The sequence below is a fragment of the Devosia yakushimensis genome (assembly GCF_030159855.1).
Lineage (GTDB): Bacteria > Pseudomonadota > Alphaproteobacteria > Rhizobiales > Devosiaceae > Devosia > Devosia yakushimensis.
Genome location: NZ_BSNG01000008.1, coordinates 1 through 19,839, shown reverse-complemented (window position 1 = coordinate 19,839; position 19,839 = coordinate 1). Strand labels below are relative to the sequence as shown.

The 19,839-nt window shown below is 59.4% G+C and carries 15 protein-coding genes and 2 tRNA genes; 6 read left to right on the top strand and 11 right to left on the bottom strand.

Features of this window, described 5'->3' with window-relative positions:
- Window positions 1-4: 4 nt before the first annotated feature.
- Together QQL79_RS22250 and QQL79_RS22245 are read right to left on the bottom strand one after the other, a co-directional pair.
- A complete protein-coding gene (locus QQL79_RS22250; RefSeq protein ID WP_284394533.1) occupies window positions 5-886 on the bottom strand; it encodes an ABC transporter permease in 882 nt (293 codons plus the stop codon).
- Between the two features lie 12 nt (window positions 887-898).
- Entirely contained in the window at window positions 899-1,942 is a 1,044-nt protein-coding gene (locus QQL79_RS22245; protein ID WP_284394532.1) for an ABC transporter substrate-binding protein, read from the bottom strand.
- Between the two features lie 258 nt (window positions 1,943-2,200).
- Here QQL79_RS22245 and QQL79_RS22240 point away from each other — a divergent pair, with 258 nt between their 5' ends.
- Window positions 2,201-3,160 carry a LysR family transcriptional regulator gene (locus QQL79_RS22240; RefSeq protein ID WP_284394531.1) on the top strand — a complete coding sequence of 320 codons (960 nt, stop codon included), beginning with the start codon at window positions 2,201-2,203 and terminating at the stop codon, window positions 3,158-3,160.
- 397 nt (window positions 3,161-3,557) lie between these two features.
- Here the strand turns inward: QQL79_RS22240 and QQL79_RS22235 are convergent, their stop codons facing one another.
- From QQL79_RS22235 to QQL79_RS22220, 4 genes are all read right to left on the bottom strand, one after another.
- The gene (locus tag QQL79_RS22235; protein ID WP_284394530.1) at window positions 3,558-5,540 is read right to left on the bottom strand and encodes a hydantoinase B/oxoprolinase family protein; all 1,983 of its coding nucleotides are present in this window, start codon (window positions 5,538-5,540) and stop codon (window positions 3,558-3,560) included.
- Window positions 5,541-5,544: 4 nt separating this feature from the next.
- A complete protein-coding gene (locus QQL79_RS22230; protein ID WP_284394529.1) occupies window positions 5,545-7,659 on the bottom strand; it encodes a hydantoinase/oxoprolinase family protein in 2,115 nt (704 codons plus the stop codon).
- Window positions 7,660-8,869: 1,210 nt separating this feature from the next.
- Window positions 8,870-8,933: transfer RNA gene (locus QQL79_RS22225), tRNA-Arg, on the bottom strand.
- Between the two features lie 163 nt (window positions 8,934-9,096).
- Window positions 9,097-9,173: transfer RNA gene (locus QQL79_RS22220), tRNA-Met, on the bottom strand.
- A 326-nt stretch (window positions 9,174-9,499) separates the two neighbouring features.
- On the opposite strand from QQL79_RS22220, the gene QQL79_RS22215 reads away from it, so the two are divergent.
- Window positions 9,500-10,537: an aldo/keto reductase gene (locus tag QQL79_RS22215; RefSeq protein ID WP_284394528.1), complete on the top strand. Its 1,038-nt coding sequence runs from the start codon at window positions 9,500-9,502 to the stop codon at window positions 10,535-10,537.
- Between the two features lie 82 nt (window positions 10,538-10,619).
- The gene (locus tag QQL79_RS22210) at window positions 10,620-11,330 is read left to right on the top strand and encodes a DUF599 domain-containing protein (RefSeq protein ID WP_284394527.1); all 711 of its coding nucleotides are present in this window, start codon (window positions 10,620-10,622) and stop codon (window positions 11,328-11,330) included.
- Window positions 11,331-11,333: 3 nt separating this feature from the next.
- Here QQL79_RS22210 and QQL79_RS22205 read toward each other — a convergent pair whose 3' ends face one another.
- Window positions 11,334-12,623, bottom strand: a complete 1,290-nt coding sequence (locus QQL79_RS22205) for an SEL1-like repeat protein (RefSeq protein WP_284394526.1) — start codon at window positions 12,621-12,623, stop codon at window positions 11,334-11,336.
- Window positions 12,624-12,846: 223 nt separating this feature from the next.
- On the opposite strand from QQL79_RS22205, the gene QQL79_RS22200 reads away from it, so the two are divergent.
- From QQL79_RS22200 to QQL79_RS22190, 3 genes are all read left to right on the top strand, one after another.
- On the top strand, window positions 12,847-13,158 hold the full coding sequence (locus QQL79_RS22200; protein WP_370461287.1) for a (2Fe-2S)-binding protein: 312 nt from the start codon (window positions 12,847-12,849) through the stop codon (window positions 13,156-13,158).
- Window positions 13,124-13,609 carry a bacterioferritin gene (gene bfr, locus QQL79_RS22195; protein WP_284394524.1) on the top strand — a complete coding sequence of 162 codons (486 nt, stop codon included), beginning with the start codon at window positions 13,124-13,126 and terminating at the stop codon, window positions 13,607-13,609. Before QQL79_RS22200 ends, bfr begins: the two co-directional genes overlap by 35 nt.
- A 324-nt stretch (window positions 13,610-13,933) precedes the next feature.
- Window positions 13,934-14,344: a VOC family protein gene (locus QQL79_RS22190; RefSeq protein WP_284394523.1), complete on the top strand. Its 411-nt coding sequence runs from the start codon at window positions 13,934-13,936 to the stop codon at window positions 14,342-14,344.
- Here the strand turns inward: QQL79_RS22190 and QQL79_RS22185 are convergent, their stop codons facing one another.
- The 4 genes from QQL79_RS22185 to QQL79_RS22170 form a co-directional block, all read right to left on the bottom strand.
- Window positions 14,345-14,956 (bottom strand): nucleotidyltransferase family protein, encoded by a 612-nt coding sequence (locus QQL79_RS22185; RefSeq protein ID WP_284394522.1) that lies wholly within the window; start codon window positions 14,954-14,956, stop codon window positions 14,345-14,347. It lies immediately after the preceding gene.
- A 36-nt stretch (window positions 14,957-14,992) separates the two neighbouring features.
- The gene (locus QQL79_RS22180; protein ID WP_284394521.1) at window positions 14,993-16,009 is read right to left on the bottom strand and encodes an alpha/beta hydrolase; all 1,017 of its coding nucleotides are present in this window, start codon (window positions 16,007-16,009) and stop codon (window positions 14,993-14,995) included.
- A 166-nt stretch (window positions 16,010-16,175) separates the two neighbouring features.
- Window positions 16,176-17,390, bottom strand: a complete 1,215-nt coding sequence (locus QQL79_RS22175) for a lytic murein transglycosylase (RefSeq protein WP_284394520.1) — start codon at window positions 17,388-17,390, stop codon at window positions 16,176-16,178.
- A gap of 146 nt (window positions 17,391-17,536) precedes the next feature.
- Window positions 17,537-19,693, bottom strand: a complete 2,157-nt coding sequence (locus tag QQL79_RS22170) for a mechanosensitive ion channel domain-containing protein (RefSeq protein WP_284394519.1) — start codon at window positions 19,691-19,693, stop codon at window positions 17,537-17,539.
- Window positions 19,694-19,839: the final 146 nt, after the last annotated feature.

Genomic DNA, 19,839 nt, shown 5'->3' with positions numbered 1-19,839 from the left:
CACATTACCTCACGTGCAATCTGCTGACGATGCGGTTCTCAGTGCGAGCGCTTAGGAAGGCGATAGCAACCACAATAACCAGCAGCACAATGGCCATCACGGCGGCCGCGGGCCAATTCACCAGCACCATCACTTCATTGTAGATCATTGTAGCAAGCACCCTGAACCTCATCCCGCCCAGCAGGGCAGGTGTTGCATAAGCGCTCGCAGACAAAGTGAAGGCGATCAAAAAAGAGCTGATAATGCCCGGCAAAGAGAGCGGGAGAACGACATGGCGCAACACTGACAGGCGAGATGCCCCAAGAATTTGCGCTGATTTCTCAAGATTCTGATCGATACCTTGTAGGCTGGTCAAAAGCGACAGGATACCGAACGGAAGCAGCACATGGGTCAAACCGACCACCGCACCGAACATGTTGTTCATCAGCGGCAAAGGCTCTTGGATTAGCCCCATCTGCATCAGCATCGTGTTGATGAAGCCGTTCTTCTCGAGAATTACCAGCCAGCCATAGGTACGGAGCACCACGCCGGCGAGTTCTGGAGCGATGGCGATGCCGAAGACAATTGCTCTCCAACGCGAGGTCGAGCGGGCCAAAAAGTATGCAATCGGATACGCCATCGTCGTCACGCAGAGGGCCACGATCCCAGACATGATCAGCGTACGCTGCAAGCCATCCAGCGCCAAATCGTCGGTGAAAAAGTCAGCATAGTGTTCCAGGCTGAAAATGCCTGGCGTGGCGCTCTGCAAACTGAGCCCGATCATCATGCCAACAGGTAGCGCAAAGAACAGAAGCAGTATCGTCGTCGGCGGGATCAGTGGCACATAGCCGCCGAGTTGCAGTCTGCGGCGCCTAGGCGCCGCAGAAACAGATTGAGATATAACCATCGAAGCCAGACCCTACCGTGCCGCCGGAACGACTTCACGTTCCCAGCGGTCACTCCACTCGGGAATTCGAGTCGCCATTGTGGCCAAATCCGGCAGGATCAGCTTTTGTATGTCTTCGCGGGTCGTAAGCTGGTTTGCGCGAAACTCCGCGGGCAAATCAACATCGGGTCGGGCGGTGCCGACTTGGTATGCCTGCGCCCAGCTTTCCTGGCCAGTCTTGCTGAGCCAGTAGTCGATGAACCTGTAGGCGGCTTCCTTGTGTTCGGCGTTAACCGGCACGTTGAGTGTGGCGATCAAAGGCACCGTCCCCTCTTCGGGGACGATAAAATCGACCGGCAGGCCCTCGGCTTTCATCAGCGCCGACCGCCCGCTGTAATAGGGCATCGCCCAAGCCTCGCCATCGCGAATATAAGGGTCCATCAGCGCTGAGGTCTCCACAAAAGCCAGTGCCCGCGGTGCCAACTCGACCATTTTGCTGAAGCCGGGGTCGACATCATTTGGGTCGTTGCCAGCTGCTGCCGAATAGATCTGCAGCATTTGAGCTGCCATCGCATTACGAAATTGCGGCAGGACAATCTTGCCGTCGAGTTCGGGATCCCCAAGCGCATTCCAAGACGTCGGAGCCGGCTGGATTTTGTCCGTCCTATAAAGGAGAGCCACATATTGCAGTTCGTGTACCGCCCCGCAGTCACCAGCAAGCCTCTGAACCGCAGTGTCGATAGATGCCAGATTCGGCACTTGATGGGCCGTTATGGGCGCAAGAAGCCCGTCCTTGCACCCGTCGAGAGACTGGGCTGCGGTCATCACATTGACATCCCAGCCCGGAAAGCCGTTAGAGGCTTTTATTTTGGCATAATCTTGCGAAGCAGACCCCACCGGATCATAAAGTACGGTAAGTCCGGTTTCCGCCATGAACGGCTTGATAATCGCTTCTTGGATGAGGTCTTCGTACGGTCCGCCTTGACCATTCACGATCAGATCCTGGGACAGCGCTGCGGTAGTTCCCAGCCCCATCGTAAGCCCGACCAAACACACCACGTATTTTCTGATTTTCATTTGGACAACTCCCTCTGTCTCGACGTCCGACAGTTCCCCTTTGTCGACGTTCGAGAAGCGTAATATGCGCTTGCAATGAGAGTCTAAGTTGAAAACGCGTCTATTGAGTGGCAGTTTGGCATAATGAAATGCAGGAAGCGATCGAGCGGGGCGCGATGACAGTCAGGCGCGAGCGCTCCACAGATTGCGGTACTCTAGCCCTTTTGCCCTAGGTAGGAGGACGCGAGAGCGTCCCATTGCGTATCAGGAGTGCCTCTCATGGCGAATGAAAAACCAGGCAACAGCCACTCAATTGACCGCGATCACCCGCTTGACCTTTGGAGCGTCAAAGGGTTCGTAGCGGTCGCCGAGGAACTGCATTTTGGACGAGCAGCAAAACGTCTCGGGCTTACTCAATCAACTCTTAGTCAGCGCATTCGGCGACTGGAATCCAGTTTGCGCGTACCGCTATTTGTGCGATCGACGCGGAATGTGGAGCTTACCGCATCGGGCAAGACCTACCTGCCGCTTGCACGTGACATCCTTTTGAAACTCGACGAGGCAACCCTCCTTACCAGAATTGCTGCAGGCGGAGGATCCCCGGGCGACGAAAAGCTAAATATCGTCACCGTCGGTCCCGCAGCCTATCGCTTGCTTCCCCTGATTTTACGCCGCTTTTGTGCAGGCCGTCCCAAGACTGCGCTTGATGTTAGAATATGCGACTCTGCTGAACTGCTTCGACTATTAGAAAATGGCGACTATCACGTGGGATTGCTTCGACCTCCCACGAATGTCAATTTCCTACGGTTCAAACCACTTATTTCGGAACGGTTTTTGGCTGTCATACCGAAGAACTCGAAGCTTGCGAAGGCTACTTCTCCCTTGCAGCTTACGGACTTCGTTGGACACCGCTGCTTTACATTGAAGAGGTTCGAACTTTCGAGCTTCGAGCGAGTACATGAACAAATATTAAGCGCGGGGATTGACGTTGATAACCGGATATCCGCGTCGACTACTTCTGCGGCTCTTGCACTCGTGTCGGCGAGCGTCGGAATCACGTTTCTTCCATCTTGGGTGCGAAACATATCAGACGACAACGTCGTGCTTCGACAAGTTGACGACTTGACGATCGAGCTGGCACTAGGAGTTGGCTGGCGTGCGGACAGTCCAGCTCCTGCAATTGCTCCCTTCATCGAATATGCGGAACTCGTCTGCCGCCCCCTGGATGCACTGGTGTAGGATAGAAGACCGGCTTTTCGGACCTGATCACTGGGTTGAGAAAGCACGCTGTTTCCTCCAGCGCTCCTGTTGGCGTGAGTTCACCGCCGGCGATTTGCATGATTGCTCACTGCGAATGTTCGCAATTTGTCCGATCTCTGAACACCTCAATCAGGCTGCTCACTGCAGAAGAACCAGCTTTGTAGCCGGTCAGTTGCATACTTGTGGAACCACTTTCCGCGATCGGGCCCCCTGCGACGAACACGGCCCACATTCGGAAGCTTATCGTTGTTCTTCACTTGTATGCTTCAACCATCGGAAATCACCACCCCTGAAGGTCGACGAGTATGCCTCCGCACCTTTTGCCTGGCCGCTCGCCGGCAGCAGCATCTTGGACCGCAACCGGCGAACCGTCCGTTTAGGCCGTGCTCCTGGACGACGAACCACCAAGGGCAGCCACTTCCGCCTCGATTGCCTCTTGAAGCATGGGCGGTGTAACTTCCTCACCGAGCGCCAGCATTTTCCGCTGCACGCGATCGACGACCGGCCATCGCAATCTCATGTCCAGTTTCATCGCCTTCAGAGCGAGTTCGCGGCGTATCGCGTATGGCCAGACCCGGTCGTGATCATCACGGTTCTTGCCGTATGTGATGTCGGGCACCTCTTTGCGCAGGAGTTTTTGCCGGTTTGCTTCAGTGGCATCCCGATCCAGCGTGCCATCAGCCTTGAAAACGGCGCCGTAGACCGCGACAGCCCGCTCCGGGCTAACCATTTCCGTACGCACATCGGCCTCCAGTAGGTCGAGGCTACGCTTCAGCGGATTACCGAAGCCGCCGCCCGACGGACTGGTGATTTGCAACAACTCACCCTTGCCAAGTTGCAGAACAGTGATCTTCCCATCCGAGCGTTCTGTGTCTTTGCCAGGATTAACCTTCGTGAAACCAAGCCGACCGGCTTCTCCGCCGAACATGCCCCAAGGCTGGAAGTGGAAGCGGTTCAAGTTCCGGCAGCTAATCGATCCCGGCTCTCCCCGATTCTCCAGTTCGATGACCTGGGAAGCACCACCATTCCATTGGCCGGCGGCACGGCTATCGGGAAGCGAGCGGTAGGCACGCACAACCAGCATGGTTTCGGCTTCGGTAACTTCTACCGGAACGTTGAGCAGAGCCGCATTGCGCGGTTCGAGCGCGTCCACGCCATCGGCACCGTTGCGCCCGCCGCTTCCTCCCGGAATGGGGTTGACGACGGTAACGCGGTTAGCGCCCGTGCGGGGATCCGGGCCGGAAAACACGATGATGCCTGATCCGGACCCAGACGCCGCCAAACCCCCATCGAGCGCTTGATTGAGGCATCCGATCACCGAGTCGTAGACACGGCAACCCGAGGCAGCGCGGGAGCCTCCTGAGGCCGGATGGACCGCGTTAATGAGGCTTCCAAGCGGCGCATTTCCCGTGATTGAACGCAGGAGGCCGGCGTTCCACGGCGTTAGTGGCTCATGTGTGAGGACAAACGCAATCAAGGCCTGGACAATATAAGGATGGGTCTTGGAACCGGTGACAATGTTGTGCGCAGCCGGGACTTGCGGATCTGTTCCTGAATAGTCGACCTCGATGTTGCCATCCTTGATCGTGAGCTTAACGCAGACATGGACAAGGTTTCCCTCGCCCGCCATCTCAAGGTAGTCGCTGAACGTATACTCGCCATTGGGAATGGTCGCGAGAACCGACCTAGCCTTCTCTTCTGAGTAGGCAATCACGTCCTGCATGCCGGTCTTGACTTCATCGACACCATATCTGTCGCAGAGGCCCGTGAGCCTGCGGTCGATGCTTTTCATCGCTGAGACCATTGCCTCGAGATCACCCGCTATTTCCTTGGGTGAGCGGCTGTTGTCCATGTAGAGACCCATCACGTCTTCATTCAGCTTGTCGTCGATGAACAGCCGCATCGGACGCACGCGAAGGCCTTCCTGAAAGACTTCCGTGAAAGCCGGCGAGATACTGCCGGGAACGGCACCGCCGATATCGGTAGCATGAATGAAGGCCCACCCAAAGGCAATGAGTTCACCTTTGTAGAAGATGGGCCGGATCATCGTGAGATCCATCAGATGGGTCAACAAACCTTCAGTCGCAAACGGATCGTTGGTGATGAAAATGTCACCGGGCTTGAAGTTCTCCTTTCCGATCTTGTTGATCGTCGCAGCCATTGGAGCGCCAATGAACTGCTTCACGCCCGACTGATCCGGAAACGCGAACATGTCGCCATCCGCCGTGGCAACCGCGCATTGATAGTCTTGCACGATTTTGACGAATGTTGTGCGGGCCGTGCGGTAGACGCATGCAGAGGCTTCTTCGACAATTGCCTTGAAGCGATTATTCATGACCATAGTGCGTATAGCGCGCATGTCTTCAGTCCTTGGAAATGATGATGTTGTCATACGCATCGATGCGCGCGGAATAGTCGGGCGGTATCACAACCGTCGCGGTAACCTGCTGGATGACAGCCGGCCCGGTGATGAGACCGTCGCGGCCCAAAGCGTCACGCTCATAGACCTTTGTCGCCGGATAGACAGTGTTGTTGAACCGCATGTCCCGGGTAGCAATATGGGCCGTGCCGGCTGCTTGCCTCGTGGATGTCGACATCTGCGGAACCGCCAGACGTCCGCGAATTCGGACACGCAGGGCAACAAACTCTACGGCACCAGTAGGATTGGCGTAGCTGAAAGTCCGCAGATGTTCGGCATGGAATGCCTCAAGCATGGCTGGAAAGTCTGCACTGAGGACCGCCTGTTCAGGCAGTTCGACGTCAATCTGGAATGACTGGCCAGCGTACCGCATTTCGGCCCAGCGCTCGATCGAAACGCCACCTAGCTTCTCCGGCTCAATCTGCCGAGAGAGCCAGTCGTTCGCTTGCGTGACCAGGTCAGCAAAAGTGGAAGTTACGTCCTGCGCGCTCAGAACGCGGCCTTGGACGCTGGCCAACACATCTTCGCTGAGTTCCGACACCAACCCGCCGAGCGCGCAGAAGACGGATGGAGATGCCGGAACAAGAATGCGATTGATACCGATTTCGCTGGCAACAAGCGGTCCGTGGATCGCGCCGCCGCCGCCATAAACAAGCAGGGTCAGGTCTTCGGCGTCAACGCCTTTGCGGGCCAGGTACGGCAAGACGCCAGCAACCATGTTTGAGGTTGCGATGGTAACCGCCATGTCAGCGGCAGCTTCGACAGCGACACCGAGATGCTCCGCAATCGGCGTGAGCGCGCGCACCGAAGCGTCCCGGTCGAGCTTCATGGCGCCGCCCAAGAGCGCTTCGGGAAGATAGCCGGACAGCAGATAGGCGTCAGTGAGTGCCGGCTCGATCCCGCCGCGGCCGAAGCATGCGGGGCCTGGATAGGAACCGGCGCTACGCGGCCCAACGCGCAACGCGGAGCCGTCCATGGCGATGATCGAACCACCGCCCGCGCCGATTGCTTCGATCTCGGACACCGGAAGGATAACGGGGAAGTTTCCGACTTCTGCCGAATTCGATGTCTGCCCTCGGCCCTCGCGAATAAGCGAAATATCGGTGCTCGTTCCACCCATATCCAAGGTCAGGAGATTATCTTCCTTGATCGAGCGGCCGAGAAATTCGGCAGCAGTCACGCCCGATGCCGGTCCGGACAGCAATGTGTGGATCGGGAAGGCGCGAGCTTCGGATGCCGACATTGCGCCGCCGTTCGAGCGGGTGATGAACAAGTGGGAACCCGGCAACCGATCCGCGACATAGCTTTCGACGGCGCCCAGATACTCGTCCATACGCTGTTTCACGAATGCGTTGAGCACGGCAGCTATGGTGCGCTCATATTCTCCCATCCGCGGCCAAATTTCGCTAGACAGACTGACGCGGGTTTCCTCTCCAAGCGCCTCACGGATCGCGTCTCGCGCGACAATTTCATGCTCGGGATTGGTGTAGCTGTGAAGAAATGCGACTGCAAAGCCGGTTGCGCCTGCGGCTGCGGCCTTTTTGGCCAGTCTTGAAACCTCTTTTTTGTCGAGCGGCGTGTCGAGTTCGCCTTCGCGCAGCAACCGCTCATCTACCTCGATGACGAGGTTTCTTTCGATCAATGGGACGGTTCTGCGCTCAAAAAGGTTGAGCGCATTGGGGACTCTAATGCGCTGCAGTTCGAGGATGTCGCGATACCCCTTGGTGACGAACAACGCAATTTTCGGACCAGCGCGCTCGATCACCGCGTTAGTGCTAACCGTCGTGCCGTGCATCACCAAGGCAATTTCGTCTTCCCGAGGGGCGAGGAGTTCGAGGATTTGCTCAAAGCCGGTCCGGAAGCCCTCTCCGAAATTTGGGGGCGTTGAGGGAACCTTGAATGACACAATTTCGCTTCCCGCCTCGTCCCGCCAGCCGCAAAAATCGGTGAACGTCCCACCAATATCGACGCCGATTCGTAAGTACTTGGGTGAGCGCTTCGTTTCCGACGGCTGCGTTACGCCGTTAGATTGCAGCTGACGATTTGATTTTTCGCGCATCTCAATTCCCGTTCACAATGTCTTGGGGCGCCTCGGCCGGGAGAAACTCACCTTCTGCTTGGCGCAACAACGACCCCGAATTCGCGGGCAATTTGGATACTTCACTCTCGGCAGTAAATAAGCGAATTGCGAGGATTTATTGGCATTACCACTTAATCGTGCTGCCTTGAGGGCGAGGATGGCGACTGATCTGCCGTGGAACCCTGATCCAGCGGCCATTAGAGCCTCGGCCGTTTGTGTTGCGCAGTCGGTCAGAAAAGCGCCGAGCGCTTCAGGCACAAGCACCGCATGCAGGTTTTCCACCCGCTACACGGATCTCCAGGCAACGTGCCTCCCTGTTCGCCTATGGCATCGACTGGAACCGCGAGCGTCCGCTCATTTGAGCGGAGGCGGTCGTCCGGCAGGTCGCCATGTTCGGGGAGAACCTGGTTCTTCGACGCCGGATCCAATTGGACGTGTTCGGCGTCACAGTCAGTATCGAAGATGGGGTGAGAACCGCGGTTTCCGGCCAACGGCCTATGCGATCCCGTACCATGCCAACTTCGGCTACCCTTCGTGGTTGAATCGCGCGAGGTCCACGGCGACATCTGCGCTGACCTGGGCGGCGCAATTAAATCGGAGGACAAGCACCCACGAGACGACTTGGTTGACTGTTTCCCAGGAAATGCCCGTTCAGTCGGTCGGACAAATGCGGCGAACGAACTCTGGAACCCGCGTCTGCTCAGTGGAGTACGAGCGCGGCTTTCCTTCTCGCGGACCGCGCTTCCGAGTTTTCGGCATCTGGAGAGCGCTTCAGTCAGGCGTGTATGCGCTCGCACTTGAGCCGACACGCCGATTTGGCGCAGAGGGAACCAACCCAAATTCCATGACACTGGATGTGGGAGAAACCATGGCGCACGCGATAGAACTAGGACCAATAGCGGCGGCGAAAACTTAGGGATTTGGCGCGCCAATAAATCTCGCCACTTAGCTCGATCGCGCCGTTTCAAATCGGCAAACTGAAACGGTTTTTGAAACGGTTTTGGGCAATCGGATAGGCAGGCGAAGGACTTCGGAAGTTCGGCGTATTCCGGTGAGCACCCTAGGTTACGGTTGCACGCTTCGCTCCCTTACGAACGCGGCTATGCGGGTGTTCTGGCAAGGAGTCAGGGCGTTCTCGTTTGAGCGTTGCCCTCCGAAGGCGAAGGCCCCGCGTTCGAATCGCGGCGGGTGCGCCCGAAGAGATTCGAACTCCTGACCCCCAGATTCGTAGTCTGGTTCTCTATCGAAGCCGCCTCCTCCTCGGAACGCCGAGTGTCAAATGTCACTGATGAAAACGCCGCTTCCACGCTACGGCTTCATTCGAATTGATTCCGATATGATTCCGGCGCCAAGCGGTGTCACGTCTAAGAGGAAAGGAAAAACCCAGCGAACTCATTGAGTTCACTGGGCTTTTTTTGGTTGCGGGAGCAGGATTTGAACCTGCGACCTTCAGGTTATGAGCCTGACGAGCTACCGGGCTGCTCCATCCCGCGTCAAAACGTTGATAACAATGCCGGATGGCTTTGGTCATCACGGCGACCGTGGTCGCGACGTGAGGCGTATATAGGGGGTGAATCGGCTTTGCTCAACCCCAAAACGACCCTGCGTGACGCTTTTTTGACATCCCCGTCGGGCAATCCCGCTTGTGCCAGCGCTTGCCGCGCTTTATCCGCTAGAGCATGTCTCCCGAAAGTGGTCACCGGTTTCGGGGCAAAGACATGCGTACAAAAAGAGCTAAAGCGCACGGAGCGAATCCTTGAGATCGCGACGCGCTTTAGGGACCTCCTCTCACCCCTCTCCCGCCCCCTGGATTTTACCCATGAAATTGAAGCCCTTGGGCCGCACCGGCCGGCTCGTCACCGAAATCTGCCTCGGCACCATGACCTGGGGTAGCCAGAACAGCGAGGCCGAGGGTCACGCCCAGATCGATCTGGCGCTCGAGGCCGGCGTCAATTTCATGGATACCGCCGAACTCTATGCCGTGCCGGGCAGCCCCGAGACCTCGGGCCGCACCGAGGAAATCATCGGCAATTGGTTCGCCTTGACCGGCAAGCGCGATCACTGGCTCCTCGCCTCCAAGATCGGCGGCGGCGGCAATCGCCATATCCGCAACGGCGCCCGCCCCGACGGCGCCTCGATCCGCATCGCTATCGAACAGAGCCTGCGCCGCCTCAAGACCGATCGCATCGATCTCTACCAGATCCACTGGGCCTCGCGCGGCAGCTACAATTTCGATGGGTCCTGGACCTATGCGCCCCATAACCAGGACACCACCGACGTTCTCGACAATATCGCCGACATGCTCGAAACCCTGGGCGCCCTGGTCAAGGAAGGCAAGATCCTCCATGCCGGCGTCTCCAACGAAACCACCTGGGGCATCAGCCGATGGCTGGCCATTGCCGAGGCCCGCAACCTGCCCCGCCTGGTCTCGGTGCAGAACGAATATAACCTCGCCCGCCGCCATTTCGATCTCGACCTGGCCGAACTCAGCCATCACGAGCAGGTCGGGCTCCTGGCCTATTCACCGCTCGCGGGCGGGCTGCTGACCGGCAAATATTCCGACGGCGCAATCCCGCCCGGCAGCCGGGCCGATTACCAGAAGGGCTTCTGGCGCCTCAATTCCTATTCGGAGGCCGCCGCCAAGGATTATGTCGCGCTCGCCCGCAGCCATGGGCTCGATCCTGCCCAGATGGCCATCGCCTTCGCCCTCACCCGCCCCTTCATGACCTCGGTGATTATCGGCGCCACCAGCACGGTCCAGCTCGCCAATTCCCTTGGCGCTGCCGATCTCACCCTGTCGCCCGAAATCCTCGCCGAGATCGAGGCCATCCACCGCCGCTGGCCGCGCACCATTTAGGGACAACAAGGCGGCTTTTCATTCCGTCGCCTTTTTTCCCCGGCGCGGTATAAATGGGCAAATCAGCTGAAGGGCCACAACCTTGTCGATCACCCTGATCTCCACGATCCTGCCCCTCTTTTGCTATTTCGCCTACAATATCATCGTGCCCTGGATCGAGCGGCACCGGCCTTCGCTCTCGGTCATCATGAACATGCAGCGCCGCCGCTGGGTCGCCAATGCCGCCCAGCGCGAAACCCCGTTCGATGCCATCCTCTCGGGCAATATCATGCAGTCGGTGAGCTTTCTGGCCTCCACCGCCGTACTGCTCGTGCTGGCGGTCTTTGCCGTCTTCGGGCAATTGCCGACCCTGATGGCGGCGCTGGAATCGCTGTCGCTCGAGCGCACCTATTCGGTGGCCGATGTACAGATCCACCTGGTGGTGATGCTAGCGCTCTTCGTGCTGGCCTTTTTCGCCTTCACCCTGTCGCTGCGCCAGTTCAACCATTTCTGCATCATGCTGGGCGCCCTCGATCATGCGGTGCCCACGCCGGAAGACGAAATCGAGGCCATTGCCCGCATGAACGCGCTGGGGGCCAAGAACTTCAATAGCGGCATCCGCGCCTATTACTTCTCGGTCGCCACCGTCGCCTGGTTCGTCTCCGAATGGGTGGCCATTGCCACGTGCCTGGCCACCATTTTCATCCTCGCCCATCGCGAGTTCTTTTCGACGGCGCACCGCACGGCCGCACTCGCCGCCGTCATCGCCGCGCGCCGGCAGCAAAAAGCCAGCGAGCCCGCCCCTCTTCCCTAACGATTATTTCGTCTTGGTCTTGGTGCCACCGCCGCCCTGCCCGGTCTGCTCCTTGCTCAGGCGAACCAGATTTTCGCTGGCCAGTTCATAGCCCTCATCGGCCGAGCGCTGATAATAATCCATCGCCGTCTGCCTGTTGGCCGTCACGCCCAGGCCATGCTCATAGATATAGCCCATATTATTGAGCCCCACCGGCTGGTTGGCATCGGCCGCCAGCTGCGTCCACTTGAGCGCTGCCTCGTAGTCGACATCGGTGCCCTTCCCATCCATATAGAGCAGCCCCAGATTGACCGCGGCCCGCATTTCCCCGCCCTCGGCCGCCTGGGTATAAAGCCGCAGCGCCCGCACGTAGTCCTGCTTGACGCCCCGGCCATCCTCATAGAGCAGCGCCAGATTGTGCTTGGCCAGCGGCATGTCCTGGTCGGCCGCCTGCTGGTAAAGCTCGGCGGCCCTGGCCAGGTCTTCCTCCACGCCAATGCCGTTTTCATAGAGCGAGCCCAGATTGTTCTGGCCATACATGTCGCCCTGCTCGGCCGCCAGGCGATACAGCTCGGCCGCGCGCTCCGGATCGGCCTTCTGGCCCAGCCCGTCCTGCAGCAGGATGCCCAGATTGGCCTGGCCGGATGGATCGCCCTGGGCCGCCGATTTTTCAAACCAGGCCGCCGCCGCCACATAGTCCTGCGGCACGCCCAGCCCATCCTGATACATCAGTCCCAGATTGGACTGTCCCTTGGACATGCCCTGTTCGGCCGCCGCGCGATACCAGCGCGCCGCCTCATCATAATCCTGCGCCACCCCTTCGCCGAAATCATAGGAAAGCCCCAGGCTGTTCTGCGCCAGCGCAAAGCCGGCCTCGGCGCCCTGCCGCAGCAATTGGGCGCCCCGCTCCATGTCCTGGGGCACGCCATCGCCGGTGGTCAGCATGTCGCCCAGAATGGCCAGCGCCAGCGCATTGCCGTCTTCGGCCGCCGCCTCGAACAGGGGCAGCGCCAATGCGCTGTCGCCGGCGGCAAAATAGGCGCGCGCCAGCCAGCCCTTGACCTGGGCCGAGTCCGGTTCAGCCGATAGCGCCTTCTTGCAGGCTGCAATGGCCGCCACGGTATCCATGGTCCAGCTGTCCTTGCCGATCTCGGCAAATCCGGGTTCGAACTGGCTGGCGGCCTCGGCCGCGCAGGCATCCAGTGCCGGCCCCGCCAGGGCAGCTGGCGCCCAGGCCAGCGCCGGCATCATCACCGCCAGAACCAGGCCCCTGCCCGTCATGCGTCCGCCATTCCCGTTGCTCTTGCCGATCATGGCCATCTCCTCATTCGACCCATCTATCCTAAGCCAAGCGGCTCGACGCTGGGAACCCGGTCCCGCGCCCCGCCCGATCCTACCCACGATCATGCCGCAAAAATGTCAGGCCAGGGCATGATCGGGCAAACGTGTTTGGTTCAAATCAATTCTGACATTGACATTCATGAATACTGGTCGCTTTATGCCGCCCAGCAAGCCCTATCCGACAAGCCGGCCCTCCATGCTCGTCTGCCAATGCAACATGATTACCTCCCAGGAGATCGAGGACATCGTCCTGACGCTCCTCAAGGCCGATCCATGGCAATTGGTGGTGCCGGCCAAGGTCTATAACGAACTCGCCCGCCGCGCCAAATGCAGCGGCTGCGTGCCGAATGTGGTGGACATTATCGTCCGCGTCACAGAAAACTACCACTCGCAGCAAGCCCATCCCGCCGCCGATCTGATCCATATTCAGACCGGCCTGGAGAAGCTCAAGAAACAGCAGAGTGGAGCACGTCGTGAAAGGCGAAGCACAAGTCATCGAGCGGCTTAACGAAGCCCTCTTTCTCGAACTCGGCGCAGTGAACCAGTATTGGGTACACTTCCGTCTCCTGGACGACTGGGGCTACAAGAAGCTCGCCTCCAAGGAACGCGCTGAATCAATTGAAGAAATGCATCACGCCGATCGCCTGATCGAGCGCATTATTTTCCTCGAAGGCCATCCGAACCTGCAGCGCGTCGCCCCGCTCCGAATCGGCCAGACCATCAAGGAAGTGCTCGAGGCCGATCTCGCCGGCGAATATGACGCCCGCGCCGCCTATAAGGCCAGCCGCGAGCTCTGCGAACAACTGGGCGACTACGTTTCCAAGAACCTGTTCGAGGCCCTGCTGACCGACGAGGAAGGCCATATCGACTTCCTCGAAACCCAGCTCGACCTGCTCGCCAAGATCGGCGAGGAAAAATACGGCCAGCTCAATTCCGCTTCCGCCGACGAAGCCGAATAAGCCTGTTGCATTGTATGGACCGCCCGGCTGATGCCGGGCGGTTTTGCTTACCCAATCCCCAGATGAGCCCCCGTCACCGAGAGCCCCGATCCGTTCCCTCCCCCTTGTGGGGAGGGTTAGGGTGGGGGTTCTGCGTTCAACCATGCTTCAATACCCCATTCACCACCACGTCATTCCCGCGCAGGCGGGAATCCACTCTTCGTTTGAACCGAGTGTAGAAAGAATGGATTCCCGCCTGCGCGGGAATGACACTGTGGGTGGGGACTAGTACCGGCGCATCTACCCGAGCCGGAGGAGACAGCGCCACGGCGCAAGGAAGAGCATATGACCTGGCATACCGGCCGCCTTATCGACCATGTCCACCTGCGCGCCAGGAACTTCGCGGCCACGCGCTATTTCTACGAAAAAGTGCTGGCCGTGCTCGGCCACAAAATCGAGCAATCGGGCCAGAACTGGTTTCAGGTCGACGAGCTTTTCGTCGATGCCGCCGATGCGCGAACCGTACCCACCCATATCCACCTGGCTTTCCAGGCCAGGGACCGCGACATGGTCGATGCCTTCCATAAAGCCGCCCTGGCCGCCGGCGGTACCAGCAATGGCGCCCCCGGCGAGCGGCATTACCATCCCGGCTATTACGCCGCCTTCGTGCTCGATCCCGATGGCAACAATATCGAGGCCGTCTTCCACGGCCCGGTCCGCCGCTCGGCGGATTCGGTCAGGATGGACCCCGCCTGATCATTCCGGCCAGGGCACCACGGTCAATTCGGGCCAAATGCCTTTGTTGCGCTCCGCCTTGACCTCATGAGTCCGGCGATTGTCGAGCGCCAGATTGGGCGTGATGCGGAACGAGAACATGTCATCGAGCCCGAACGGGGCAAAGATGCTGATCCCGTCGTCATCTTCCAGGCGCGCTGCCACCGCATGGGTCTTGGAGGCGAAGTAATCCATCATCTCGGCGCTGCTTTTGAGCTGCGGATAGGGCGTGCCGAATTTCAGCGGAAACCATAGATGCACCCGGGCCTGGTTGCGGACCTCGACCGGAATCGGCAGGTCCGCGAACCGCTCCGCGGCGCGGCGGATCACCAGGTCCTCGGCCTCATAGGAGAGATCGCTGTCGTCGAAATAGACGACATCGGCATCCTTGATGCCCGTCAGCGGCGGCCGGCCGGTCAGCACATTCCACACCGAATTGTAGATCGCCCCTGATCCCAGCAAGGGATCGGGCAGCGCCAGCGCGCGCAGACCTTCAAGCACGGCCATCAGCACCGGCTCCTGCCGGATGATCGCCGTGACGGCTTCGACCTGGACTTGGTGGCTCGCGCCGGAAAAACGCAGATGATCGCTCATGGCCATGAGGCTAGCGCGATTCTGCCGATTGCGCGGCTATTTCTGAACCGGCTGGAACATGGCATCGAGCTGGCTGATGATCTGGTCCATGGGCGCGATGGCCTCCGGCAATTGCTCGGGCGGCTCGGGCGCCACCGCCACATAGGGCACGCCACTGGGGAAGGCGCCGAACATCTGGAAAAAGCTCACCATGTCGTCCAGCATCGGCATGCGCCAGCGCCACATCGCCCCCATGGCGATCACCGGCTCCATATGGCCGAAGCCGCTATAATATTTGGTGGTCACCCAGATGCCGCTATCCTTGAGCTTCTGGGCGAAGCGCTCGGTATTCTGCATGCGCACGATCGGGTCCGTCGTGCCGGTTGCCAGATACATGGGCGGCGTATTGGCGGTGATCAGATTGATCGGCTGGGTCCCCTGCGGATTGGCCGCCGAACCAAACGCGTCCCGCACCTCGCCATATTCGAAGGGATAGAAATCATAGGGTCCCGACAAGGCGGCAACGCCCAGAATGGAGATCGTGACGCCATACTCGCGCAGGAACGAAGGATCGAGCGCCAGCATCACCGCATTGTAAGCGCCCGCCGAATGCCCGGCCAGGAACACGCGATTGGGATCGCCGCCATATTGAGCGATATTGTCCTGCACCCAGCGCAGCCCGTTGGCATTGTCTTCAAGGAATTCGGGATAGCGCACTTCCGGCACCAGCCGGTAATCGGCGATGACCGTAACAAAACCCCGCGCCGCCAATGCTCGCCCGACAAACTGGTAGTCGCTGCGCTCGCCCCTGTTCCAGCCGCCGCCATAGATGAAATAGACCACCGGCGCGGGCGCACCGCGCTGTTCGGGCGCATAGACATCGAGCCGATGCCGTGGCCCATCGGCATAGGCAATGCCATCCCCAACCTTGGACGTGCCGGCATCCATGGCCGCGGGCAGGTTGAACGGGTCCATGATCGACAGCGCTAGCGAGGGCGCCGGATGGATCGCGATCAACACCATCAGCGTCATCAGGACGTAACGCAGCAGCGAGGGATTTCTGGTCATCGACATTCAAAGCTTCATGCGGGGAAAAATGGCTAACGCCCAATGCGGAAGATTTTATGGCCATTCCGGAAATGGGCGAGGGCAGGAGTCTCAATGGTTCGAGACGCGCCTGCCCTCTGCTTAAGCGCCGCCAAGGTTGGGCGCAATTGGTTAATCAAAGGTTAACAGTCTGCTAGCGTTTGAGCTGGTCGAGCAGCCGTCCTGACACATGCCCGTCGGCGGGCAAACCGGCCCTGCTTTGATAAGCCATGACCGCCGCGCGCGTCTTGGGACCGATCACCCCGTCGGGCGAGCCGACATCATATCCGGCCCGCGCCAAAAGGCTTTGCACCTGTGCACGCTGGTCTTTGCTCAGCGCATAATCGCCCGAAGGCCAGGCCATTGCGAAGTCTCCGCCCCCCAGAATCCGGTCGGCCAAATGCCCGACCGCCAGGGCATAGCTATCCGAATTATTGTAGCGCTTGATCACATCGAAATTGCGCAACAGCAGGAAAGCCGGGCCCGTTGCACCCGCCGGCATATAGAGCCGCCCCACATCGCCCGGCCGCGGAAAAGCCTTGCCCGAAACCCGGGTAATCCCCATCGCCTGCCACTGGCTCAGCGGCGCCCGCTCCATCTGCCGGGCAGCAGCAAAGTTGAGCCCGGCAGGCAGCTTGACTTCGTAACCCCAAGTCTCCCCCGGCCGCCAGCCAAAGCTCTTGAGATAATTGGCGGTCGAACCCAGCGCGTCCGGCACCGAATTCCAGATATCCTTCTTGCCGTCGCCATTATAATCAACCGCGTATTGCATGAAACTCGATGGCATGAATTGAGTATGCCCCATGGCCCCGGCCCAGGAGCCCACCATGTTAGCGGGGCTTACATTGCCATCCGAAATGATGCGCAAAGCCGTCAGCAGCTCGCGGCGGAAGAATTCAGTCCGATAGCCGCCCTCGACCAGCGTGGCGAGCGCATGGATGGTATTTTCACCGCCCATGAAGCCACCGAAATTGGTTTCCATACCCCAGATGGCCAGCACGATTTCCGGCTGTACACCATAGCGCTGTTGCGTGCCGGTCAGCGTCTGGTTCCATTCCCCGCGCATGGCGCGCCCCTTGGCGGCCTGGGCATCGGTGACGCGCCTGTCAACATATTGCTGCACGGTCTGGGAAAATTCGGGCTGTTTGCGTGTCAGCTCCATGATCTTGGGCAGATAATTATACCCGGCAAAAGCCGCCTCGAATGCCGACCGGCTGACCCCCTGCGCCTGCGCCTGTGGCCACAACCCGCGCACGAAATCGGCGCTATTGGCCCAGGATGGGATGACGCTGCCGGCCGTCAACAGGGCAGCAAGCGCCAACGCAGAAAATCGTCGGGAAAGGGCAATGATCTTGCCGGATGGGTGCATGGCTGGCCTCGTGATACGCGGATAACTTCAGTCACGGCGGCTGGGCACAGAAATGTCCGCCGCCGCGCCGGTCATGCCGCAACCGGCGCGTATCACTATTTTAACCCATCAAATTAAGATCGGCTTAAGACTAAACGCGCAGCCGATCACGGTTGCGTGGCAGCCTCATCGTCGAGCGGTGGCAGGATGGCGGGGCGGTCGATGGTACGATAGGTGACGATCTGGGAGGGGGTGCGTATGTCGCGCTCGGCCAGCATCCGCTTGACGGTTTCGCTATAAAGCCGGCCGATGCCCCATTGCTTGCCGGCCATGGTCTTGATGCGCGCCCGCACCTTCATCGCCCCGCCAGCCAGCGAAACCAGCCCCTGCAGATCCAGATCGTCGATAACCACATCGCGGTGCTCGGATTGCATCGCCGCGACAAAGGCATCGCGCATCACCTGTTTGACGGCCTCGATATCGCTGTCATAGGCCACGTCAAACTCGGCGACATAAAAGGAAAAGCCGCGCACCATGTTGGAGACCTGATCCACCGAGGAGAACGGAATGAGATGGACCGTACCACTCATGTCCCGAATGGTGACCGAGCGAATGGTGAGCTTTTCCACCACGCCGGATTTACCCGCCGCCTCCACTACATCTCCCTCATTCATCACGTTCTCGAACTGAATGAAGATGCCGGTGATGATATCCTGCACCAGCTTCTGCGCCCCGAAGCCGATGGCCAGGCCAATCACCCCGGCGCCGGCCAGGAGCGGAGCGATATTGACCCCGATCTGAGCCAGGGCAAGCATCAGCCCGAACACCACTAGGGCAATGGTGAAAGCATTCTTGAACAGGTTGAGCAGGGTCTTTTCGCGCGGCGTCGGTGCTTTGCCCACAGTGGTATTGAGCCGGTACTCAACCCAGGATGCCACCACCACATAGAGCACGATACAGACCAATATGATCAATACGGCCGAAATGATCGAGCCGGCAATCTGTTGCCCCTGTTCGCTGCCGATCCAACCCAGGAAATCGAAAAGCGACCAGGCTTGCAGGATTGCCAGCACGACCCCGGCGATCACCACCCAGCGAACCACCTGCATGACGTGGGGCACGAAGGCATGCAGGCGCGCCTCAAGCAATGGCAACCTGGTCCGGATATCCTCGGGCAACTTCAGACCGATGCCGACAAAGCGCCCCACGAAGGCCACGATCAACGCCCCCACCAGAATGGCGATCACCGACTGAACGGTCGCCCCGATCATGAAGGGCAATGCCTGTTCGGGATTGGCAAACCACACCACAAGCAAGGCGATGAGATAGCCGATGGCCACCAGATGCCAGAACTGGCCGACCATGACGAAGATCTGGCCGAGCCCGTCCTTGTCGCGCTTTTGCGCCAGATCATTAAGCCATTGCCGAACATCAAGCTTGTTCTGCAGGACGATCACGACGCCGATGACGACGGCGGTGACCATCACCAATGCCTGCACCGCACTTGCCGCGCCAACGGACAGATTGGCGGCAATAACCGGCGCCACAAACATGAAAGTATAGCCCACCAGCGAAATGACGCGCGCCAGCCAGAATGACCAATAGGCCGCATTGCTATCCGATACCGGCAATAGCCGCAGCGCGGCATGGCGGGGAACCAGCACTGCGCGAACCACGAGCTTGCTCATTTCCACCACGAGGAAGGCATTGAGCAGCAAGGACTGGTTGATCCCCATCCGCCCCGACGCCCCTCCGATGACGCTGAGCGCCAGCACGTAACCGATGGCCCAGGCCAAAACCACCGACCCCCCGTCGATGGCCGCCGCTCCGACCGCTCCGAGCAGCCGCATATACCAGGCCCGATTGGCGATGCGCGACGCAATCATGCCCTGGAGCCAGAGCACGACGATTCGCAGAATGAGGAAACTGCCGAAAAGACCGACGCCGACCAGCAGCACCCCCACTGCAATGTCGCGGAATGCCGTCAAGTCGCCATTGGCCGCTCCGCTAAAGCCTTGCTGCAGATCGGAAAACACCTGACCGATAGCCGCAAAGGTGCTCGAGGCACCCTCGGCTACGCTACGGGTATATTCGGCAAGCTGGCGCGCTATGCTGAGATCGGGCGGCGCTTCAGCCGGCACCGCCGGCTCGGCACTGGCCGATTGCTGCAGCCGCTCGATAAGCGCGGCCCGGCTTGTATCATTCTCGATGATCTTGATCAGCGTATCGATATCGGCATCGCCAGCCGATGTGGCGGCGCTGTCCTGTGCGATTGTCGGCATGGTCAGGGTCAGCAAGGTCACAACAAGCAGGATGAAGCGCATGGTGTCCGGAGTTCTGATTTGTTTTGGGCTCTTGGGGCCAGCATGGCGCTGGATCATGTGGGGTCAAGGTTTAGGGCTTGATTATGCCGAGAATTTGCCTCTTTAACGCAAAAACCCCCAGTCATTTCTGACTGGGGGTTTTGGTT